Origin of the sequence: Mycolicibacterium madagascariense (genome assembly GCF_010729665.1) — a bacterium.
In the GTDB taxonomy this organism is placed as follows: domain Bacteria; phylum Actinomycetota; class Actinomycetes; order Mycobacteriales; family Mycobacteriaceae; genus Mycobacterium; species Mycobacterium madagascariense.
The window spans coordinates 3,285,953-3,304,176 of sequence record NZ_AP022610.1 but is presented as its reverse complement, the minus strand read 5'-3'; the positions used below and the strand labels follow the sequence as shown (position 1 = coordinate 3,304,176).

Annotated in this window: 17 protein-coding genes; 11 read left to right on the top strand and 6 right to left on the bottom strand. The window is 69.7% G+C overall.

Annotated features, from left to right (window positions below; genetic code table 11):
* The first annotated feature begins 80 nt into the window (after positions 1-80).
* The gene (locus tag G6N60_RS15495; RefSeq protein WP_163738870.1) at positions 81-1,043 is read left to right on the top strand and encodes a pyridoxal-phosphate dependent enzyme; all 963 of its coding nucleotides are present in this window, start codon (positions 81-83) and stop codon (positions 1,041-1,043) included.
* 263 nt (positions 1,044-1,306) lie between these two features.
* Here the strand turns inward: G6N60_RS15495 and G6N60_RS15490 are convergent, their stop codons facing one another.
* Entirely contained in the window at positions 1,307-3,019 is a 1,713-nt protein-coding gene (locus G6N60_RS15490) for an FUSC family protein (protein WP_163738867.1), read from the bottom strand.
* Between the two features lie 109 nt (positions 3,020-3,128).
* Between G6N60_RS15490 and G6N60_RS15485 the strand changes: the two genes are divergently transcribed.
* The 4 genes from G6N60_RS15485 (at position 3,129) to G6N60_RS15470 (ending at position 7,959) form a co-directional block, all read left to right on the top strand.
* Positions 3,129-4,103, top strand: a complete 975-nt coding sequence (locus G6N60_RS15485) for an alpha/beta fold hydrolase (RefSeq protein WP_163738864.1) — start codon at positions 3,129-3,131, stop codon at positions 4,101-4,103.
* Between the two features lie 173 nt (positions 4,104-4,276).
* Positions 4,277-4,573 (top strand): putative quinol monooxygenase, encoded by a 297-nt coding sequence (locus G6N60_RS15480; protein ID WP_163738859.1) that lies wholly within the window; start codon positions 4,277-4,279, stop codon positions 4,571-4,573.
* A gap of 165 nt (positions 4,574-4,738) precedes the next feature.
* Entirely contained in the window at positions 4,739-5,770 is a 1,032-nt protein-coding gene (locus tag G6N60_RS15475) for a glycosyltransferase family 4 protein (RefSeq protein ID WP_197746942.1), read from the top strand.
* Complete coding sequence (locus tag G6N60_RS15470) at positions 5,767-7,959, top strand: amylo-alpha-1,6-glucosidase (protein ID WP_246240722.1); 2,193 nt, start codon at positions 5,767-5,769, stop codon at positions 7,957-7,959. Before G6N60_RS15475 ends, G6N60_RS15470 begins: the two co-directional genes overlap by 4 nt.
* Here the strand turns inward: G6N60_RS15470 and G6N60_RS15465 are convergent.
* Positions 7,945-8,721: an ANTAR domain-containing protein gene (locus G6N60_RS15465; RefSeq protein WP_163738856.1), complete on the bottom strand. Its 777-nt coding sequence runs from the start codon at positions 8,719-8,721 to the stop codon at positions 7,945-7,947. The genes G6N60_RS15470 and G6N60_RS15465 overlap by 15 nt on opposite strands.
* 119 nt (positions 8,722-8,840) lie before the next feature.
* Here G6N60_RS15465 and G6N60_RS15460 point away from each other — a divergent pair, with 119 nt between their 5' ends.
* Positions 8,841-9,086, top strand: a complete 246-nt coding sequence (locus G6N60_RS15460) for a hypothetical protein (protein WP_163738852.1) — start codon at positions 8,841-8,843, stop codon at positions 9,084-9,086.
* Between the two features lie 58 nt (positions 9,087-9,144).
* Here G6N60_RS15460 and G6N60_RS15455 read toward each other — a convergent pair whose 3' ends face one another.
* Entirely contained in the window at positions 9,145-9,612 is a 468-nt protein-coding gene (locus G6N60_RS15455; protein ID WP_163738849.1) for a DUF2231 domain-containing protein, read from the bottom strand.
* Between the two features lie 68 nt (positions 9,613-9,680).
* Between G6N60_RS15455 and G6N60_RS15450 the strand changes: the two genes are divergently transcribed.
* From G6N60_RS15450 to G6N60_RS28300, 4 genes are all read left to right on the top strand, one after another.
* A complete protein-coding gene (locus G6N60_RS15450) occupies positions 9,681-10,229 on the top strand; it encodes a Chromate resistance protein ChrB (RefSeq protein ID WP_163738846.1) in 549 nt (182 codons plus the stop codon).
* A 6-nt stretch (positions 10,230-10,235) separates the two neighbouring features.
* The gene (locus G6N60_RS15445) at positions 10,236-11,501 is read left to right on the top strand and encodes an MFS transporter (RefSeq protein WP_163738843.1); all 1,266 of its coding nucleotides are present in this window, start codon (positions 10,236-10,238) and stop codon (positions 11,499-11,501) included.
* Positions 11,502-11,913: 412 nt separating this feature from the next.
* The gene (locus G6N60_RS15440) at positions 11,914-12,369 is read left to right on the top strand and encodes a lipoprotein LpqH (RefSeq protein ID WP_163738840.1); all 456 of its coding nucleotides are present in this window, start codon (positions 11,914-11,916) and stop codon (positions 12,367-12,369) included.
* Positions 12,370-12,466: 97 nt separating this feature from the next.
* Positions 12,467-13,525, top strand: a complete 1,059-nt coding sequence (locus G6N60_RS28300; protein ID WP_246240718.1) for an MAP_0585 family protein — start codon at positions 12,467-12,469, stop codon at positions 13,523-13,525.
* A 121-nt stretch (positions 13,526-13,646) separates the two neighbouring features.
* On the opposite strand, the gene G6N60_RS15430 is transcribed toward G6N60_RS28300, so the two are convergent.
* Complete coding sequence (locus G6N60_RS15430; RefSeq protein ID WP_163738837.1) at positions 13,647-13,934, bottom strand: hypothetical protein; 288 nt, start codon at positions 13,932-13,934, stop codon at positions 13,647-13,649.
* A gap of 278 nt (positions 13,935-14,212) precedes the next feature.
* Between G6N60_RS15430 and G6N60_RS15425 the strand changes: the two genes are divergently transcribed.
* The gene (locus tag G6N60_RS15425; protein WP_163738834.1) at positions 14,213-15,589 is read left to right on the top strand and encodes a ferredoxin reductase family protein; all 1,377 of its coding nucleotides are present in this window, start codon (positions 14,213-14,215) and stop codon (positions 15,587-15,589) included.
* A 135-nt stretch (positions 15,590-15,724) separates the two neighbouring features.
* On the opposite strand, the gene G6N60_RS15420 is transcribed toward G6N60_RS15425, so the two are convergent.
* Positions 15,725-16,978, bottom strand: coding sequence for an SLC13 family permease (locus G6N60_RS15420; protein WP_163738831.1), 1,254 nt, complete (start codon positions 16,976-16,978; stop codon positions 15,725-15,727).
* Positions 16,979-17,084: 106 nt separating this feature from the next.
* Positions 17,085-18,155 (bottom strand): sodium:calcium antiporter, encoded by a 1,071-nt coding sequence (locus tag G6N60_RS15415; protein WP_163738827.1) that lies wholly within the window; start codon positions 18,153-18,155, stop codon positions 17,085-17,087.
* Positions 18,156-18,224 lie beyond the last annotated feature (69 nt).

Here is an 18,224-nt window from a genome sequence, read left to right as displayed (position 1 = left end):
GCATGGGAGACCATCGGCGTCACGGGGGACTCCATCGGGGCCGCCCACGCGAGGCGCCCATTCCCCTGAGGAGATCGTCGATGAGCACTCCACCCACCGATCGGGTGGCGCTGGCCAGCTGGCCGACGCCGATGGAAGCCGCACCCCGGTTGGCAGCCGAGATCGGCCTGCGGGCCGACGGTCTGTGGCTCAAGCGCGACGATCTCACCGGGCTCGCCGCCGGCGGCAACAAGATTCGCAAGCTGGAGTGGACGCTGGCCGCCGCGCTGGCGGAGGGCGCCGACACCGTCGTCACCACCGGCGCGCCGCAGTCCAATCACGCCCGCCTGACCGCGGCTGCCGCGGCTCGGCTCGGCCTGCGCGCCGTGTTGGTCTTCCCGGGTGCGCCGGCCTCGGGCGTGCAGGGCAACCTGCTGCTCGACGGTCTGCTCGGCGCCACGATCGTCTGGACCGGTGACGTGGCCGGCGGCCACGAGGCGCTGGGGGCCGCCGCCGCCAGCACCGCCGACGAGCTACGCGAGCAGGGTCGGCATCCGGTCATCATTCCCTTCGGTGGGTCCAATGCCGTTGGCGCGCAAGGCTATCGGCTCGCTGGACGCGAGATCGCCGGGCAGCGTCCCGACTGCGCCCACGTGGTGTGCGCGGTCGGCTCGGGCGGCACCATGGCCGGCCTGGTCGCCGCGCTCGGTGCCCACCGCGTGCTGGGAGTGCACACCGGCGCCGTCCCCGATGCCCGCGCGCAGGTCGCCGCCCTGCTCGCCGACATGGGCGAGAGCACGGTGGCCGAGGACCTCCGCATCCGCGAAGATCAGGTCGGATCGGGGTATGAGGCCCTGACTGCCACGGCGGCCGAGGCGCTGCGTCTCGCCGCGCGTACCGAAGGTCTGGTGCTGGATCCGACGTACACCGCACGGGCACTGGCGGGACTGGTCGCCGAGATCGAGGACGGCACCATCGGCGCGGCCGACGAGGTGGTCTTCCTGGCCAGCGGGGGCCTCCCGGGCCTCTTCGGCCACCCCCGTGCCGCGTCGTTGGTCGAATGACGGGCGCGAGGCGTGCGCGGTCCCCGCGACACGGTTCGCCGTGCCGCGGGGACCACGACGAGTTGGCCACCGCCAACCGTGGACCCGTACCCCGCGAACGGGCCACCCGGAACGTGTCTCGAGCCGGGCTGCGCGCGGCGTGCAGACGTGCCGCGACAACCGGGGTCGCGACTCGTCGCACCGGGGTCCGTCGCAGACTGTAGAAACGGAATGCAAATATTTTGTAAATCGCGTGCCCTGGTCGGCCGCGCGAGCCCCCGTCGTCAGGCTGAACGTGGGCCGGTGGCCGCCACTGCACCCTCCAGTGCGGCGATCCGCTCACCGACCGCGTCCGCTCGCGGGGCGGCGTCGATGCCCGCCTCGGTGGCGGCAGCGACGGCGGTGATGGCGTCGACGACGTCCTCGAGTTCGGTCGCCGCCGCGAGCATGGCACCGGCAGCGGCACCCACGGGTGGGGGTTCCAGGAGCGCGGCCTCACACGCGGCGCGGGCCCGGTGCGCCAGCTGGTAGGCCTCGTCGCGGGAGGGCTGCCACCGAGAGCGGTCACCGGACGGCTGCACGGCTTCGCCCAGGTATCGGCGGGCCGCGGCGATTCCGGCATCGAGTCGGGCCGCCTGGGGGAGCCGACGCGCACCGGGCCACAGCAGGTATCCGACGACGATGGCCACGGCAGCGCCGATCACGGTGTCCCAGAGCCGCAGCACGGGCAGCACCAGGTCGACGTGTCCGATCGAGCCCGAGAGCAACGCAGACGCCGTCACGCCAATGATGCTGAGCGCGTACAGTTTCGGGGCGGTCAGCACCGCGAAGCCCAGCGCCGCCGCCGCGGCGATCGCCACGGCGAACCCGGTGGGGTAGGCCCAGAGGACGGCGGCCGCGACGGCGGCGCCGAGCACCGTGCCGCACACCCGGTTGATCGTGCGGACGAACACCGACGCGTATTCCGGTCGCACGATGACCGCGACGGTCAGTGGTAACCAGAAGGCATGGGCGGGCTCGTGCAGACCCACGGTGATGGCCGTCGCGGACCCCATGCACAGGCCGATGCGCGCACCGTTGGCCACCGCCTGCCGCGTCACCGCGGCCCGCAGCGCGGCACCGGCCGGGCGTCGGGGCGATTCCGGGCCACGTGCGGCAGCCGTCAGGGCATCGCAGAGGGCCCGCACCTCGGGGTCCGCTGACCGGGGGCCGTCGATCGTCATCGGCATGGGCTGGCCCGCAAGGACTCTCGAGCCGGCCGTCGTGACCGCCGCGACGGTCTGCGGCGGGACGGGCACGCCTCGCGCGTAGACACTCGCGGCGGCGAAGGCGACCATCTCGGCGCGTGCGTCGCCACCGGCGGCACGTGCGCGAGCCGACGCGGCGGCGAGGTTCATCCGCGCCGCCCGGGCCGCCGGGCCGCCGGTGGCCGTGCACAGGGCCGCGGCCGCGAAGTACACGTCGGCCACCGCCTGCCGCTCCAGGACCCCACGCCGAAAGAGCCAGGGAGACAGGGTCGCCACGGCGATGACCGCCGTGCCCGCCGAGTACCACAGGTCTTGCTGCCACCAGGGCAGCGTCGATGCGCCGAACTGCCCGAAGGCCAGCCCGATGCTGAGCATCATCCCCATCCCGGGGGCGTTGGCGCCGAGGGCGCCCACGAGACCGGAGACCACGCCCACCACGGTGGCCGCCGCCACCAGGGCGACCGCGGAGTGGGGCAGCGTCGCGCCGACGCCGATTCCCACGATCGCTCCCGTGCCCTGGGCGGCCAGCGCACGCAGACGGTTGCCGTAGGTGCCGCCGGTGACGAAGGCGACCGAACACGCCGCCCCCAGATAGGCCACTCCGACCACGCGCAGGTCCCCGAGGATGGCACCGGCCAGCGCGATGACACCGGCCCCGCCCACCGCGCGCAACGCCGCCGCCGTTGCCAGCGGACTCGGCCCCGGCCGCAGCGCCCCCACGACGCTGCGCCACACCGCCCCGTACGCCATCGCCCGATCATCGCTGATCCGACGGTGCCGGGGAACGTCAGCGGGGTGCGGGGCCCCAACGAGGTCTCCGCGGTCGTTGCCGGGCCACGTCGTACTACGATCGCGATTCATGACCGAAGGAGCACCCGACGAGGTGTCGGCCGCAGCCGGCGAGGTTGCCCCCCTCGACGTGGTCGGGTCCGGAATCCTGCCTCCGGTCAGTGTGCGCGTGCGTCGGGTCTTTGGACTGCTCGAACGGTTGGCGCCCGTCGTCGGCTCGCGGTGGGCCGTCGAGTTGTGGTGCACGCCACCGGTTCTCGAATCCAGTCTGCGCATGCCGCCGGGTGTGTCCCCGGGGCGACCGGTGGAGGCGTACTGGGATGGGCATCGGGTCGCGGGTGAGGAGTGGGGCCAGGGCCAGGAACCACCGGTCTATCTGATTCACGGATGGGGCGGCCAGCGTCCTCACCTGGCCGTCTTCGTCACCCCGCTGGTGCAGGCGGGGTATCGGGTCATCGCGTTCGACCTGCCCAGCCACAACGAGTCCGATCCGGGTGCGCTGGCGCCGGGGCGTACCACCGCGATCGAGTGCGCCCACGCCATCGCGGCCATGATCGAGACCCACGGACCCGCGCACGCGGTGGTGGCTCATTCGCTCGGCGCCAATGCGACGGCCCTGGCCGCCGCGCAGGGTGCACCCGTCGGGCGCTTGGTGTTCTTGGCGCCGATGGGGGACTACCCGCTCTATCTCGACCTGTTCGCCGCACGCCATGGCTTCGGCCGCCGGATCCGCAGGGGCCTACACCGTCGTCTGGAGAAGCGAATCGGCATGACCCTGGAGGACACGAACATGACGCGGATCGGTCGGCGGGCCGACTATCCGCCGATGCTCGTCATCCACGATCCCGACGACCCGGACAGCCCCTATGCCGCCAGCGAGCGGCTGGCCCGCTCCTGGCGCGGCGCACGGCTGTTCACCACGCAGGGGCTCGGCCGACTGGCCCACTATCGAATCCTGCGCCACCGTCCCGCCATTCGCGCCGGGGTCGACTTCATCGGCCCTCACCCGGCGGACGCGATCGCGGAGTCACCCAGCACGACCTAGCACCGGGCGCAGGCGAGCACCGTCCTGACAGGTCCACTCCCGAGCCACTTTTAGGGCCCTGGGGGACGAGGCCGTGACCACGACCTGTGAGCAGGGTGAGTGGGGACGGGGACACGCGGCCTCCGCGGTGGAGTCTGGCCCCCGTCGACCACCACGACGAGAGGAAGACCACCATGGTGACCAAGGCGCTGCTGGTACGGCTCGAGGCCAAGCCCGGCAAGGAGAAGGCGGTCGAGGAGTTCCTGCTCTCGGCGTTGCCGCTCGTCGAACAGGAGCCCGGAACGAAGCCGTGGTTGGCGGTGCGATTCGGTCCCTCGACGTTCGGCATCATCGACGCGTTCCCCGACGAGGCGGCCCGCGAGACCCATCTCGGCGGGCCGGTCGGCAAGGCCCTGGCGGAGAAGGGCGACGAACTCTTCGCCTCGGCACCGGACGTCAGCAGACTCGACGTGCTGGCCGACAAGACGTGATGATCGGCCCGCAGGTGTCGGCGCACGCGTCGGTGCCACCACCGGACGTGACCAAAGGGCAAGGGGCACAGACCGTATGGATTGCTCTGCGGGAACGAGCGGCAGCACCGACGTCCGTCCCGTCGGGCCGGTGCGGTCGTGACCACCAATTTCGACGATGGTCCCATGACGAAGGAACCCTTGAAGATCGGACTGCTGGCGCCGCCGTGGGCGGCGGTCCCCCCGCCGGGATATGGCGGGACCGAATCGGTGGTGTGCCAACTGGCGCACGGCTTGACCGCAGCCGGGCACGAGGTGGTGCTCTATGCCACCGGTGACAGCACGGCACGGGTCCCCACCGTCCGCGGCACCGCCGCGGCCGATTGGCACCGCATCGGTCTCGGCGAGGTCGAATTGCCGCACGTGATGGGCGGATACGAGGCGTTGGCCGGCTGCGACGTGATCCACGACCACACGCTGTTGGGGCCGGCCTGGGCCTTGGCGTCCGGACACGACCGGGTCGTCACCACCTGTCACGGCCCCTTCAGCGGGGAACTGCGGGCGATCTACGGCCGCTACGGCAAAAGGGTTCCCGTCGTGGCGGTCTCACACGATCAGGCGTCCCACGCGCCGGAGATCGCCGTCGACCGCGTGATTCATCATGGGCTCGATCCCGACGACTACGCGCCCGGCAGCGGTGGGGGAGGGTATCTGGTATTCCTCGGACGGATGACTCCGGACAAGGGAATTCGCGAGGCCATCCTGGCAGCGCGGGCTGCGGGCACGCCGTTGGTCATCGCGGCCAAGAACCGCGAACCCGTCGAGCGCGCCTACTTCGCCGAGCAGGTGCAGCCGCTGCTCAGGGACGACGTGGACTTCATCGGGGAAGTCGCCGGTGAGGCGAAGCTCGCGCTCCTCGGCGCGGCGAAGGCGCTGCTGAACCCCATTCAGTGGGCGGAGCCGTTCGGGTTGGTGATGATCGAGGCGATGGCGTGCGGCACGCCCGTCATCGCCTGCCCCAACGGCGCCGCACCCGAGATCGTCGACAGCGGCGAGACCGGTTTCCTCTGTGACGATTTCGACGAACTCGTGAACGCGATCCACGACGTCGACTCCTTGAGCCGGGATGCCTGCCGGGCCGCCGTCGTCGAACGCTTCTCGACGTCCCGCATGATCGACGACCACCTCGACCTCTATCGAGAGATGTTGGCGCGGTGAGCGTCGTGGGCACCGAGGACCCGGCGGCCGACGCGTGGGCCTCCGGGGCGGGTCCTCCCGTCGCCGGCGACGACGGAGCCATCACGCTGCTGGAGGGTTCGACGTTTTGCATCTCGGCCGCATCCGGTGACGTCCATCGCGACCGGCCACAGGGGCTCTTCGTCGCCGACACTCGGATGCTGTCGTGCTGGCAGCTGGCCATCGACGGGGCGCCCGTGCAGGTCCTGTCCACGATCGACGAGCCCACCGAGCCGTACCGTGCGACGTTCGTCGGCCGGACTCCGCCCCGTCGGTGGCTGGCCGACAGCACGTTACTGGTGTTGCGCGACAGGCTGATTGGCGATGGCATGCGGGAGGACGTCACGGTGCGCAACCTCGGCCCCGAGCCGGTCGGGATCACGCTGACCCTGGCCGTCGACACCGACTTCGCAGATCTGTTCGCCGTCAAGGAGGGCAGGATCCAGCCACCGCACGGCCGGGCCGTCGACGTCGGCATGGCATCGCTGGGCTTCACGCTCGCCGGGCCCGACTACACCCGCGGTGTCCAGATCACGGCCGCCTCCGGGGATCCGGTCGTCACGCCCGGTGGGTTCACCTTCCGGATCGTGGTTCCCCAGCGGTCGCAGTGGTCGACCTGCCTCGCCGTGCAGGTGTCGGTCGGAGACGACCGCATCCGGCTCAGGCACCGCTGCGGTGAACCGGTCGACACCAGCGACCCGGCGCGGCGACTCCAGGCGTGGCGATTGTCGAATCCCTTGATCGTCACCGGTGATTCGGCGTTCAACCGCGCTCTGGAGGTCGGCACCCGCGACCTCGGCTCACTGCAGATCGAGGACCCGAAACAGCCAGGCCGCCCGATCGTGGCCGCCGGTGCGCCGTGGTTCATGGCGCTCTTCGGCCGGGATTCCCTCCTGACCGCATGGATGGCGCTGGGCCTCGATCCCCGCCTGGCGGTCAACACGCTGCGCACCCTCGCCCGACTGCAGGGCACCCGCGTCGACCCGCGGACGGACGAGGAACCGGGTCGCATCCTCCACGAGGTTCGCCTCGGCATGGAGGCGGCGATGGCCCTCGGGGGTGGCACGACCTACTACGGAACTGCCGATGCCACACCGTTGTTCGTGATGCTGCTCGCCGAGCTCGACCGGTGGGGAGCCCTGCTCGACGACGACCGACCGGCGCTGCTGGCGGCCGCCGACCGCGCCATGACCTGGATCCTCGAGTACGGCGACGCCGACGGCGACGGCTTCGTGGAGTACCGCCGGCACACCGATCGCGGTCTGGCCAATCAGGGCTGGAAGGACTCCTTCGACGGAATCAACTTCGCCGCCGGGCAGCTGGCAGCCCCTCCGATCGCGCTATGCGAGGTACAGGGCTACGTCTACGGCGCGTTCCTGGCGCGGGCGTACCTCGCCGACCGCGACGGCGACGCGCCCGGCGCCGAGCAGTGGCGCCACCGCGCGCAGACGCTCAAAACCGCGTTCAATCAAGCGTTTTGGATGCCCGAGCAGCAGGCGTTCGCGGTGGCACTCGACGGCGCCAAACGTCAGGTCGACGCCATCACGTCGAACATGGGCCACTGCCTGTGGACCGGTATCGTCGACGACGACAAGGCCGCCGCGGTGGCCGCCCATCTCGTCGGGCCGCTGTTGAACTCGGGCTTCGGGGTGCGCACGCTGGCCACCGACATGACGGCCTACAACCCGATGAGCTATCACAACGGCTCGGTGTGGCCTCACGACACCGCCATCGCCGTCGCCGGACTGGCCTACTACGACTTCACCGACGAGGCGCAACGCATTGCCATGGGCCTGCTCGACGCGTGTCATCACTTCGACGGCAGGCCGCCCGAGCTGTTCTGCGGGTTCTCGCGGACCGAGTTCGATCGGCCCGTGCCCTATCCGACGTCGTGTTCGCCCCAAGCGTGGGCGGCGGCGTCGTCGCGCCTGGTGCTGCGCAGCCTGCTGCGCTTCCACCCCGACCTTCCGCACGGCCGTGTGCAGATCCGTCCGATCGTCCCGGACCGGTTGCTGCCCGTGCGACTGGAGAACCTGCCGCTGGGCGGGAGAAGGCTGAGCATCGCGGTCGACGCCGACGGCGGGGTCGAGGTGAGCGACCTGCCGCCGGGCGTTCAGCTGGTCACGACCCCATCAGATGCAGCGACGATCGACCGGTCACCCGGTGGGTAGTGCACCGGTGGCCGCCAACACCTCGGCCACCTCGACGACCTTGCGGTTGAGCTGTTGGGACGTCCTGACCAACACCGCGAACGCGTCGTCGGCGCGCAGCCCGCGGGTCGCCATCAAGATGCCCTTGGCCTGCCCGATGACGTCGCGATTCGCCACGACCCGGTGCAGCTGATCGGTGCGTTGGGCGTCGGCCAGCGCCAGCGCAGCGTGGGTGGCGTACAGGCCCGCCAACCGCGTCGCCGTCGCGCTGAACGCCTCGGCGGTGGAGGCGTAGAGGCTCAGCGAGCCGAGCCGGCGTTCGTCGACCCACAGCGGAACGCACAGCATCGACAGCACGCCCAGCTGCACGGCCTGCGCGGTGAAGGCAGGCCACCGCTCGTCGCGGCGGGTGTCGGTGATCGCGATGGTGCACTGCTCGCGGGAGGCCTCGATGCACGGCCCGACCCCGGTGCGCTGTTGCAGCTCGTCAAGCAGGGGCGGCGCCGTGCCGAGGACCACCTGCGGCGCGAATCTGCCCTTCTCGTAGAGATTCAGCCCCGCGGCCTGTGCCCCGTCGATCAGCTCGACGGCCGCGGTCAGGACCGCGACCAGTGTGGCGTGCAGTCCCGCTTCCTGGACCTGCAGCACCCGACCGAGCTGCTCCAGGCTGCTCCAGGTGACCTCGTCGAGGTCGGCAAGACCATCGGCCACCCCGTCGACGGCGGGTCGGATCGCCGTGCCGTCGACGGGCCGCTCGCTGGGCTCGGGGGTGGTGAGGGACACGTGGTCCATTGAAACAGCACGATGCGCTGGTCGTGCGTGCCAAGCGTCGCTCAGTCCCGAAATCGTCACCGACGTCACCGCGGTGGTTTCTCCGAGCCCGCAACGGGAACCCGCGACCCATGCAGACGCTGGAGCGCTTGGGCAACGCCGGTTCGAAGGTCGTCAAGGTGCAGCGACGCCTGTGGCTCATCGAGATGCTGACCTGGCCCACCCTGATCCTGGCCGGCGTGACCGTGACGGTCGCGGCCGTGCTGTGGCGTACCCGCACGTCGGGTGGCGGGCGGCACGAACTCCCGGACACGCCCGGAGCGCATCGGGTCGATCTCGACGAGGCGTTGGACACCGGCCACGTATCACCGTCCTAGCTCAGCCTGAGGGGCTCACGTCGAGCGCAGTCGGCGACGGGCCGACGACGTCGTTGGCTCAGCTCCCGCCGGTGTCCTGCGCCCACACCGACTGCGCTCCGGAATCGCCGATGCGGTAGACCTGCACGGTGGTGGCGATGCTCACCCCGATCACCACCCCCGCAATCGCCCACAGCGCAATGGTATTCAGCGAGTGCCCACGGCTCTCACGGACGTGCACGACGGCGAGCAACACCGCAGCGACCACGAGCCCGAGCGAGAAGTAGATCATCGTGTCGCCCAGTTCGGTGTGAGCATGCAGCAGCGGTGATCGGCCCGAGCGGTGCTCCAGCCACTCTCCGGCCTGCGTCGTGATCGGCGTCAGGATCGCCGTCACGACGGCAAGTGTGAAGACGAGCCAGACCAGGCGCTGCCGGGCCGCGGGCCATAGCGCGCTCAGGATGGCCAAGATGGCGGTCAGCGGGGCCAGGACGACGATGAAGTGCACCAACAGTGCGTGGGCGGGAAGACCATTGATGGTGGTCACATCTGCTCCTTGCTGGATGCGAGAACGACGATACTGATGGCACTGTAACAGCCGCTACAATTCTTGACGTGACCGAAAACGAGCCCACCCGCTGGTTGGTCCTGGTGGTGCGCGTGCCGGCAGAACCATCGCGACACCGCGTCGCCGTCTGGCGCGAGCTCCGGCGGGCCGGAGCGGTGTCGTTGGGGCAGGGCGCCTGGATCATCCCCGATGCACCGGTCTTCGCCGAGGGCATTGCCAGAACCATCGAGTTGGCCGACCGCGGGGACGGCGAGGTCGTCGTGCTGAACGCCATGGGTCGTGGCGAGCCCGACGCGGCTCGGCTCGAGGCCCTCTTCACGGCCGAGCGGCAGGAGGAATGGGCCGAATTCCTTTCCGAATGCCGGAAATTCGACGCCGAGATCGCCAAGGAGATCCGCATCGGCAAGTTCACCCTCGCCGAATTGGAGGAGGAAGAGCAGAGTCTGGACCGGTTGCGTCGCTGGCACCGTGAGCTCACCGCCCGCGACGTCTTCGTCGCCGCCAATGCTGCCGCGGCTCGGCAGCAGCTCAAACACTGCAACGAGCTACTGGCCGACTACACCGAGCGGGTATTCACCGCGCTCCATCAGATGTGATCGTCGATGACCAAGGGCGACAACGGGATTGAGAATGTCGTAAACGTGCGAGCCCAGTCTGCGACCCCGCGACTGGGTGCCTGGCGGTTCGTGACGACGTTCGGCACCATCAGCCTCCTGGCCGACTTCGTCTACGAAGGCGCCCGCTCGATCACCGGTCCTCTGCTGGCCTCCTTCGGGGCGACCGCGCTCGTGGTCGGTGTCATCACCGGTATCGGCGAGGCCGCCGCGCTCGGCCTGCGATTGCTGTCAGGTCCTCTGACCGACCGTACCCGGCGGTTCTGGACGTGGACCATCGCTGGCTATGCGTTGACCATCGTGACGGTGCCCGTCCTGGGAATCGCTGGAACACTATGGGTGGCAGGCACATTGGTGATCGCCGAGCGGGTCGGCAAGGCGGTGCGCAGTCCCGCGAAGGACACCCTGCTGTCCCACGCGACGGCGGTGACGGGGCGCGGACGGGGGTTCGCGGTTCACGAGGCACTCGATCAGGTCGGCGCCGTGGTGGGTCCGTTGACCGTCGCCGCCGTGCTGGCCGCGACGGGGGACGACTACGGTCCCGCTCTCGGCGTCCTCGCCATACCTGGCGTCGGTGCTCTGGCCCTGCTGGCGTGGTTGGCGCTAAAGGTGCCCCAGCCCGAACGCTACGAGACGCCTCGCGCGCGGACGTCGCCTGCATCGACCCTCGAGGCGGGCGACGCCCCAGCAGTACACAGTCCATTGCCTGGCGCGTTCTGGGCCTACTGCGCGTTCACCGCGACCACGATGGTCGGCTTCTCGACCTTCGGGGTGCTGTCGTTTCACATGGTCACCCGCGGCATCCTGTCCGCCGCCGCCGTCCCGCTGATCTACGCAGCCGCGATGGGCGCCGACGCGGTGGCGGCGCTGGCGTCCGGCTGGGCCTATGACCGAGTGGGCCCGAAAACGCTTGCGGCTCTGCCGGTCATCTCGGCAGCAATTCCGGCCGTGGCGTTCGGCGATCAGACGTGGTTGGTCGTCTGCGGCGCTCTGCTCTGGGGTGCCGCAGTCGGTATCCAGGAATCCACCCTGCGCGCCGTGGTCGCCGATCTCGTCGCACCGGCGCGCCGCGCCACCGCCTACGGCGTGTTCGCCGCAGGGCTCGGTGTCGCCACGGCCGCGGGCGGCGCCTTGACCGGATGGCTCTACGAAGAGTCACGGCCTGCGCTCGTCACCGCGGTCGTCCTGATCCAAGCCGCGGCCATCGTCGTCGCCCTGGCGACCTCGCGGCTACGGCGTCGCGCGACGCAATGACGCCGCACCTCGGGCTCGGTTGCTGAGGGGTCGGCTGTCGGCACGGGGAGCGGCGGCCCGGCCCCGTGGTCGGCAGCTAATCTTCCCGCGGTCACCCCGACTGTGAAATCGCTGTGCCAACAATGTGAAACACCCGTGGCTTACTAGATCTAGCAAAGTGCGCAGCTGTGCATATTCACAGCGAACAGGAGTTTGCCGGGGGATTGCGGCGGTAACAACGTGACGACGAGCTCAGCGTCGAGGCGCCGTCGTGGTGCGCGCTGATCCAGACAGGAGCATCGCGTGAGAGAGGCGCCCAGCCAGCACGATGACGCGTTCACCTGCGCGGGGGCTCGTCGGTGATCAGCCCCCGCGGTGTTAGCCGGATGCTCGGCGCCGACGACATGTTCAGCCGACGACAAGGAGTGCAGCGATGAAGCGCGAAGCGGTAGCCGGGGTGCTGGGAACGGCAATGGTGGTTGCGGGGCTGGTGGGCTGTTCCAGCAGTACCTCGGGAACGAGTGCGTCGTCGAGTAGCGCGTCCGCGCCGATCGTGACGAAGGTGACCGTCGACGGGCAGGACCAGAACGTTGCGGGGGCGGTGACGTGCACCCCGTCCGGTGACAACGTCGACATCGGCATCGGCGACCCGACGGACGGATTCGGCGCCGTCGTCACCAATACCGATCCGCCCGCCGTCCACGCCGTCGGTCTGGGTAGTGCCGGGGGTTCGACGCTGGGCTACTCCGACGCAGCCGAAAGCCCGGGCAACGCAGCGGCGACCAAGCAGGGCAACGGATACAAGATCACTGGTACCGCGGTGGGCATGGACCCGACGAACTCTCAGACGGTGACGAAGCCGTTCGAGATGGACGTCGCCTGCCCGTAGCGCAGACTCCGCCGGCCGTCGGTCGTCGTCCGGCAATCGGTCGAGATCGCCCGGGCATCTACTTCGAAGGGAACAACACACGATGTACGTGACACGCATGGCGCACGCGGCGGCGATCGCCGCCAGTATCGGAATGACCGGCCTCGCGGCGGGCAGCGGAATTGCCGGCGCCGTCCCGGCCCCGCTGGCGCCGTCATGCCAGCCGGGGCAGGCGAACTGCGACAACAGCCCCGGCGGGGGTGGCGCACCGGGAGGTGGTGCACCCGGAGGCGACTCGCACGGTGGTGGTGCGCCCGGTGGAGCGCCAAGCGGTGGGCCGCAGGGCGGTGGCGCTCCGGGTGGGGGCGCGCCGGGCGGCGATTCGCATGGCGGTGGAGCGCCGAGCGGTGGTGCGTCGGGTGGCGATACTCGCGGCGGCGATACGCAAGGTGGCGGTTCGCAGGGCCCGCAAGGAGGCCCACCCGCGTCGCAGAGCCAAGCGCCGCAACCCGCTCAGCAGAGCCAAGCCCCGCAACCCAACCCGGGGAACGGTTCCCCGCCGGGCGGCGGCTCGCGCGATCAGCAGGGCAACGCGCCGCAGCCGAGTCAGAGCAACGGCCCGCAGCCCAACCAGGGCGACGGCTCGCAGCCGAACCAGGGCAATCCGCGTGACCAGCAGGGCGGTCCGTCGCAGGACCCGCGGGCGAGCAACGGTTCGCGATCGCCACAGAGTGGCGAGCCGTCGCAGAGTCCGCAAACCAGTGCACCCGGTCAGCAGCAGAACCATCCCCGTCCGCCCCCCTTCACCCCCAGCGGGGAGATCCAACGCGGGAACGACCAGATCGGCGGACCCCGGGATGCGCCCCGTGGATTCAGTGCTCCCGGCAAGGGAGCGCCGCCCCCACCGCCCGAGAAGGGTCCCGGATGGAACGACGGGCCCCCTCCCGGTGCGCCGCCACCAAACTGGGACGGCCCGCCGCCTCCAGGAGGGTGGAACGGTCCGCCTCCCGCAGGCGGCTGGAACCGGCACTGGGATGGACCGCCCCGCGACGTGAACCAGGGGCGCACCGACTTCGGGCAGTTCGAGTACAACGACTACACCGCGGTTCCCGTCTTCAATCCGGCCTTCGGAGGCTTCGGATTCTGGTTCTTCGGACTGTGGGTACCGTTGTTCTGATGTGAGTCGAGAAAATGCGTTGGGTGACAACGTGTTTCGGCTCGAGTGACGGTTGGCTCATGGCAGGGCCACCACGGCGACGCCACGACTGTCGGCGTCTCCGTGGTGGCCCGTCGTGTTCCTATCGGCTGCCGCCATGACCGCCGACGGGGGGTTGGTCCCCGGACGGGCCGTAGGATCCGTTCTGGTCGTTGGCATTTCCAGCCCCACCTGTCATGCCGCCGCCCTGCTCACCCGTGCCTCCCGGACTGGCGAACAGGCTCGAGTTTCCGGGCTGCTCGCACTGCGTGGACAGACCGGTGCTCGAACACTGATCGGGTTCGGCGGACGCGACCGGTCCCAGGGCGATGGCCGCTGCGGCGCAGGCGGCGGCCACGAAGGGTGTGGCGGTCAGGATTCTCAATGACATGCTCAATGACATGGTTGTGCCTCTTCTTCTCTTCGAGATGCGGCTCGTACTTGGGTGAGTCGCCGTTGGGTGCAGCAGTCGGACGATGCTGCCCCCTGGTGTGATGCCCGGGTCTCCAGGAGCTCAAAACCATTGTTTGGCAACGTCTTTCCAGCGGTGTGACCGACGGCCAGTCGACGGCACCGTCGCCCCCGGTGAACACGGTTGATCCCTGGGACACAGCCGTCGGACAACGCCTACACAGGTTGGCCTCACCACGGGGCCCGACCATGGAGTCCATGGCAGTCATCGTGAGGTCCAGACCCGTGGTCTGGCCGGTGCGGGGCATGATCGCTCGGGCGCTGTGGTGCGGCGCCGCCGCGTCGATGGTGCTCGTCCCGCTGAGCTGGTGGGCCCAGAGCGGCGGGTGGGTTCGGCTGTCGGATCCGAGCGAGGCCATGCCGAGTGCCGGCATGGCCATCGGATTGGTCGCGTCGGTCCTCATGGTGTGGCAGATCGTGTTGGTCGCCCGCATTCCGTGGCTCGAGCGAACCTGGGGTCAGGATCGCCTGGTTCGTGCTCACCGGATCGTGGGGTTCACCTCGTTCGTTCTGGTGGTGAGCCACATCTCGCTGTTCGCCGGGCATCGCGTCATCCAGTACCCCGGTGACGCGGCGCGCGGCCTCTGGTACCTGTTCGTCGTGCGTCCGTGGTTCTTGTTCGCGACGTTCGGGACCGTCCTCATCGTCGTCGCCGTGGTCTCGTCGGTCCGCCGGTCCAGGGCGCGGCTGCGCTACGAATCCTGGCATCTACTGCACCTCTACACCTATCTGGGAATGGGATTCGCGCTGCCGCACCAGATCTTCGCCGGCCGAGACCTCGACGACCACGCCCACCGGTTCGTGTGGGGTATCGCGTGGGGATTGGCGGCGGGTGCACTGCTCGCGTTCCGCGTGATCGCGCCGATCTTCCGCAGCCTGCGACACGGGTTGCGCGTCGACTCGGTGCGCGAGGAGGTCGACGGACTGGTGTCGGTCACGGTGACCGGGCGACACCTGCAGGCCCTTCGGGCGCGAGCCGGCCAATTCTTCGTCTGGCGCTTCCTGGATGGCCCGGGATGGTCTCGCGGCCATCCCTTTTCGCTCTCCGCCGCCCCGACCGTCACGTCGTTGCGCGTCACCGTGCACATGCGCGGGGATGGCAGCAACCGGCTCGCGGGACTGCTCCCGGGCACACCGGTGCTCGCCGAGGGGCCCTACGGCGTGATGACCCTGGAGCGCCGCCGTCACCCACACGTCCTGTTCCTTGCCGCCGGAGTGGGCCTGGCCCCGCTGCACGCGATGCTGGACGCGGCGCACTTCGCACCCGGCGAGGCCACCCTCGTCTACCGATGCCGCCCCGACGGGCGCGCGCTCTTCGCGGCCGAACTCGAGGAGTTGACCGACGTCCGGGTCGTTCGCCTCGTGGGACACCGGCGTTCACCGCACTCCTGGCTGCCCGTCGACGACGACCACCCCGGTGCCGATCACGTCGTGCTCGGTGAGCTGGCGCCGCACATCGCCCATTCCGACGTCTACCTATGCGGTCCGCCCGGTTGGGTGACGTCGGTCAAGCGGGCGGCGCGGCAGGCGGGGGTACGCCGAAATGCCCTGCACGTCGAAGAATTCAGCTGGTAACCGGTGCGCAGATTGACCACCTGGATCGGCGGCACCGCGATCGCCGTCACCACGGTCGTCGCCGCCCAGGCATACGTGAACGCCTCTGCCGGTGAGCATCCCGATCCGACGCCGCCGGGGACGTCGTCGCGTCCACTAGCCCATGGCGATCGGAATCAGTGCGAGAAGTCCGGGGACCACCAACGCCAGGCAGCCTGCGAGCGCTAGGAGTCGGCGGAACAGGGCGTCCTGATTCTGCACCGCGCTGTTGCCGATGATCAGCGTGCCCGCAACGTGAATCGGGTTCATCACCATGAGCGCCGCGGGCACGCACACCGCGGCGGTGACCCAGAAGACGATCCCCGTGTGGCCGAAGGCGCCGAACGCGATCGGCGTGATCAACCCCAGCACCCCGAGCGTCGAACTCTCGATGTTGCACAGCAGTGCGGTGAGGTAGGCGATGACCAGAATCAGTACGGCACCGGTACCGAGGTGTCGCAGGATGTGCGCGATCGAATCCATCGTCCCGATCGCCTGAATCAGGCCGAGGTAGGTGAGCAGCCCGCACAACAGCAGGATGGAGTTCCACGGGATCCGTGCCAGCAGCGCACGCTCGTTGGGTCGAAAGACGATCTGCTGCAACGCGACCATGCACATCGCCGTCACTCCGACGTCGGTCTTGGCCACCACGACGAGGAGCAGGAACGCCAGCAGCGCGACTGCGGAGCACACCATGTAGCCGACCGTGGGACGCGACTCGTCATCGTGGGCCGCCGCCGGCGCGGGCGCCACTTCATAGTGCGAACCCCGACGCCGCGAGAGCGCCTCGAGTGCCTGGAGCACGCCGACCACCGCCGCGGCGACGACGATCGACACCGCCCACAACCCCCAGCCGGGATAGGTGACGCCGAGCTTGGTGGCCGCCGCGCGGATGACTGCGCCGGTGGGATTGAGCGGTGAGAGACCGGCGCAATTGGCCGCGATGATGACGGCCAGTTCGGACAGCAGGAACGTGCCGCGGTACCGCAGGCTGACGTTCGCGACCATCGGCACCAGGAAGGCGATGACCGCGGTGGAGAACGCGCCCGCCGTGGACAGCGCACCCCCGATGAGGAACCCGGCCCACGGCAGCAGCGCGTGTCGCTCGCCGACACTGCGGTACACCCGTTCGACGAACCAGGCGAGAGCACCACTGCGCTCGAGATGAGCGAACAGCAGGGACACCCCGGCGATGAGCACGAAGATGTCACCGGGGAACGTGGCCCACATCGTCTTGACCGGCAGGCCAGAGAGCGCCAGCACGGGCAGTGCCGCCGCCAGCGCCAGGACGCCGATGTTGATCCGCCGCCAGATGGCGAGGACGAGGACCACGACCAGCAGGGCGAGGGAAACCCCCTGGGCTAGGGACACTCCGGACCTCCCGACCTCATCGTCCATGCCATGACGCGCCGCGCGTCGCCGCGGTCAACTTACCGTCGGCCGAGGACCTGGGTGCGTTCTTCGGCGCCGACGCCGCTCAGCCGGCGTGCGCGATGGCGAACAAACCGCCGACACCGATGGCGTAGACGACGAGCACGGCCAGCGAGTCGGCGCCCATCCTGGCGATGCGTCGTTGCGGTCGGAAGATCAGCCCGGCGGCGTAGATCAGCGTCAACACGATCGCCAGCGCGGTCAGGTAGATGTCGGTGCGCTGCGCCTGGGGGAGCACCGCGTCGCCGGAGATCAGTGTCGCCATCAGGAACAGGACGGGCAGAAAGGCGTTCCCGCCGAAGATGTCCGACACCGCGAGTTGGTAGTCGCCGTCGCGGACCGAGGCCAGCCCGGTCGACAGTTCCGGCAGGGACGTCGCCGCGGCCAGGACGGTCGCGCCGAACAGCACTCCCGACAGCCCGATGTCGTCGGCGATCGCGTCACCGGTGCGTTCCAGGACCACGCCCGCGACGAGCGTGACTGCGGCCGCGATGCCAAAGATGACTGCTGCCTTGCCCGTACTGATTCCGCGGGCGGTGGCCTGTCGTTCGTTCTTCGCCGTGCTGTGGCCGCGGGGGTGCTCCTGGCCGTCGGGCGGTTGACCGGATTCGTGCCACGGCAGCGACCGCCCCGCGCGTCGAACGAGCAGAAGGCCTCCCACCCAGGCGAGGAGGATCAGCAGGGCGGCAGGCGTGATGCGAAGGAAGATCAACGATTTGGGCAGCTGCGTGCCTGCGACCACGATCGCCAGCACACCGACGACGAGTGCCGCTTCGACGACGAGCACGAGCGACGCCGCCCGGTACATCAGCGGCCGGGGCCCACGGACCCCGAAGACGTCCAGCGCCACCAAGACCACTGTTTGAATCGCGATGCCGCCCAATATGTTTCCCACCGCGACGCCGAGATTGCCCGATAGCGAGGCGCTGGCCACGATGGCGATCTCGGGTAGGTTCGTCGCCACCGCCAACAGGATCACCCCGCCGAGTGCGGAACCGAGGTGCAGACGGGTGGACAGCACGTCGGTCTGATGGGAGAGCGAAATGCCCGCCACCCAGATCGCCGCGGCCGCCGCGACGAAGGCCAGTACCAGTGCCCACAACGGCCAGTGGGACATGGCACTCCTTGGTAGCCGAGGGTCGGTTGGACTCCGGGGGATACCCGGCGCCGCCGGTCCTCACACGGT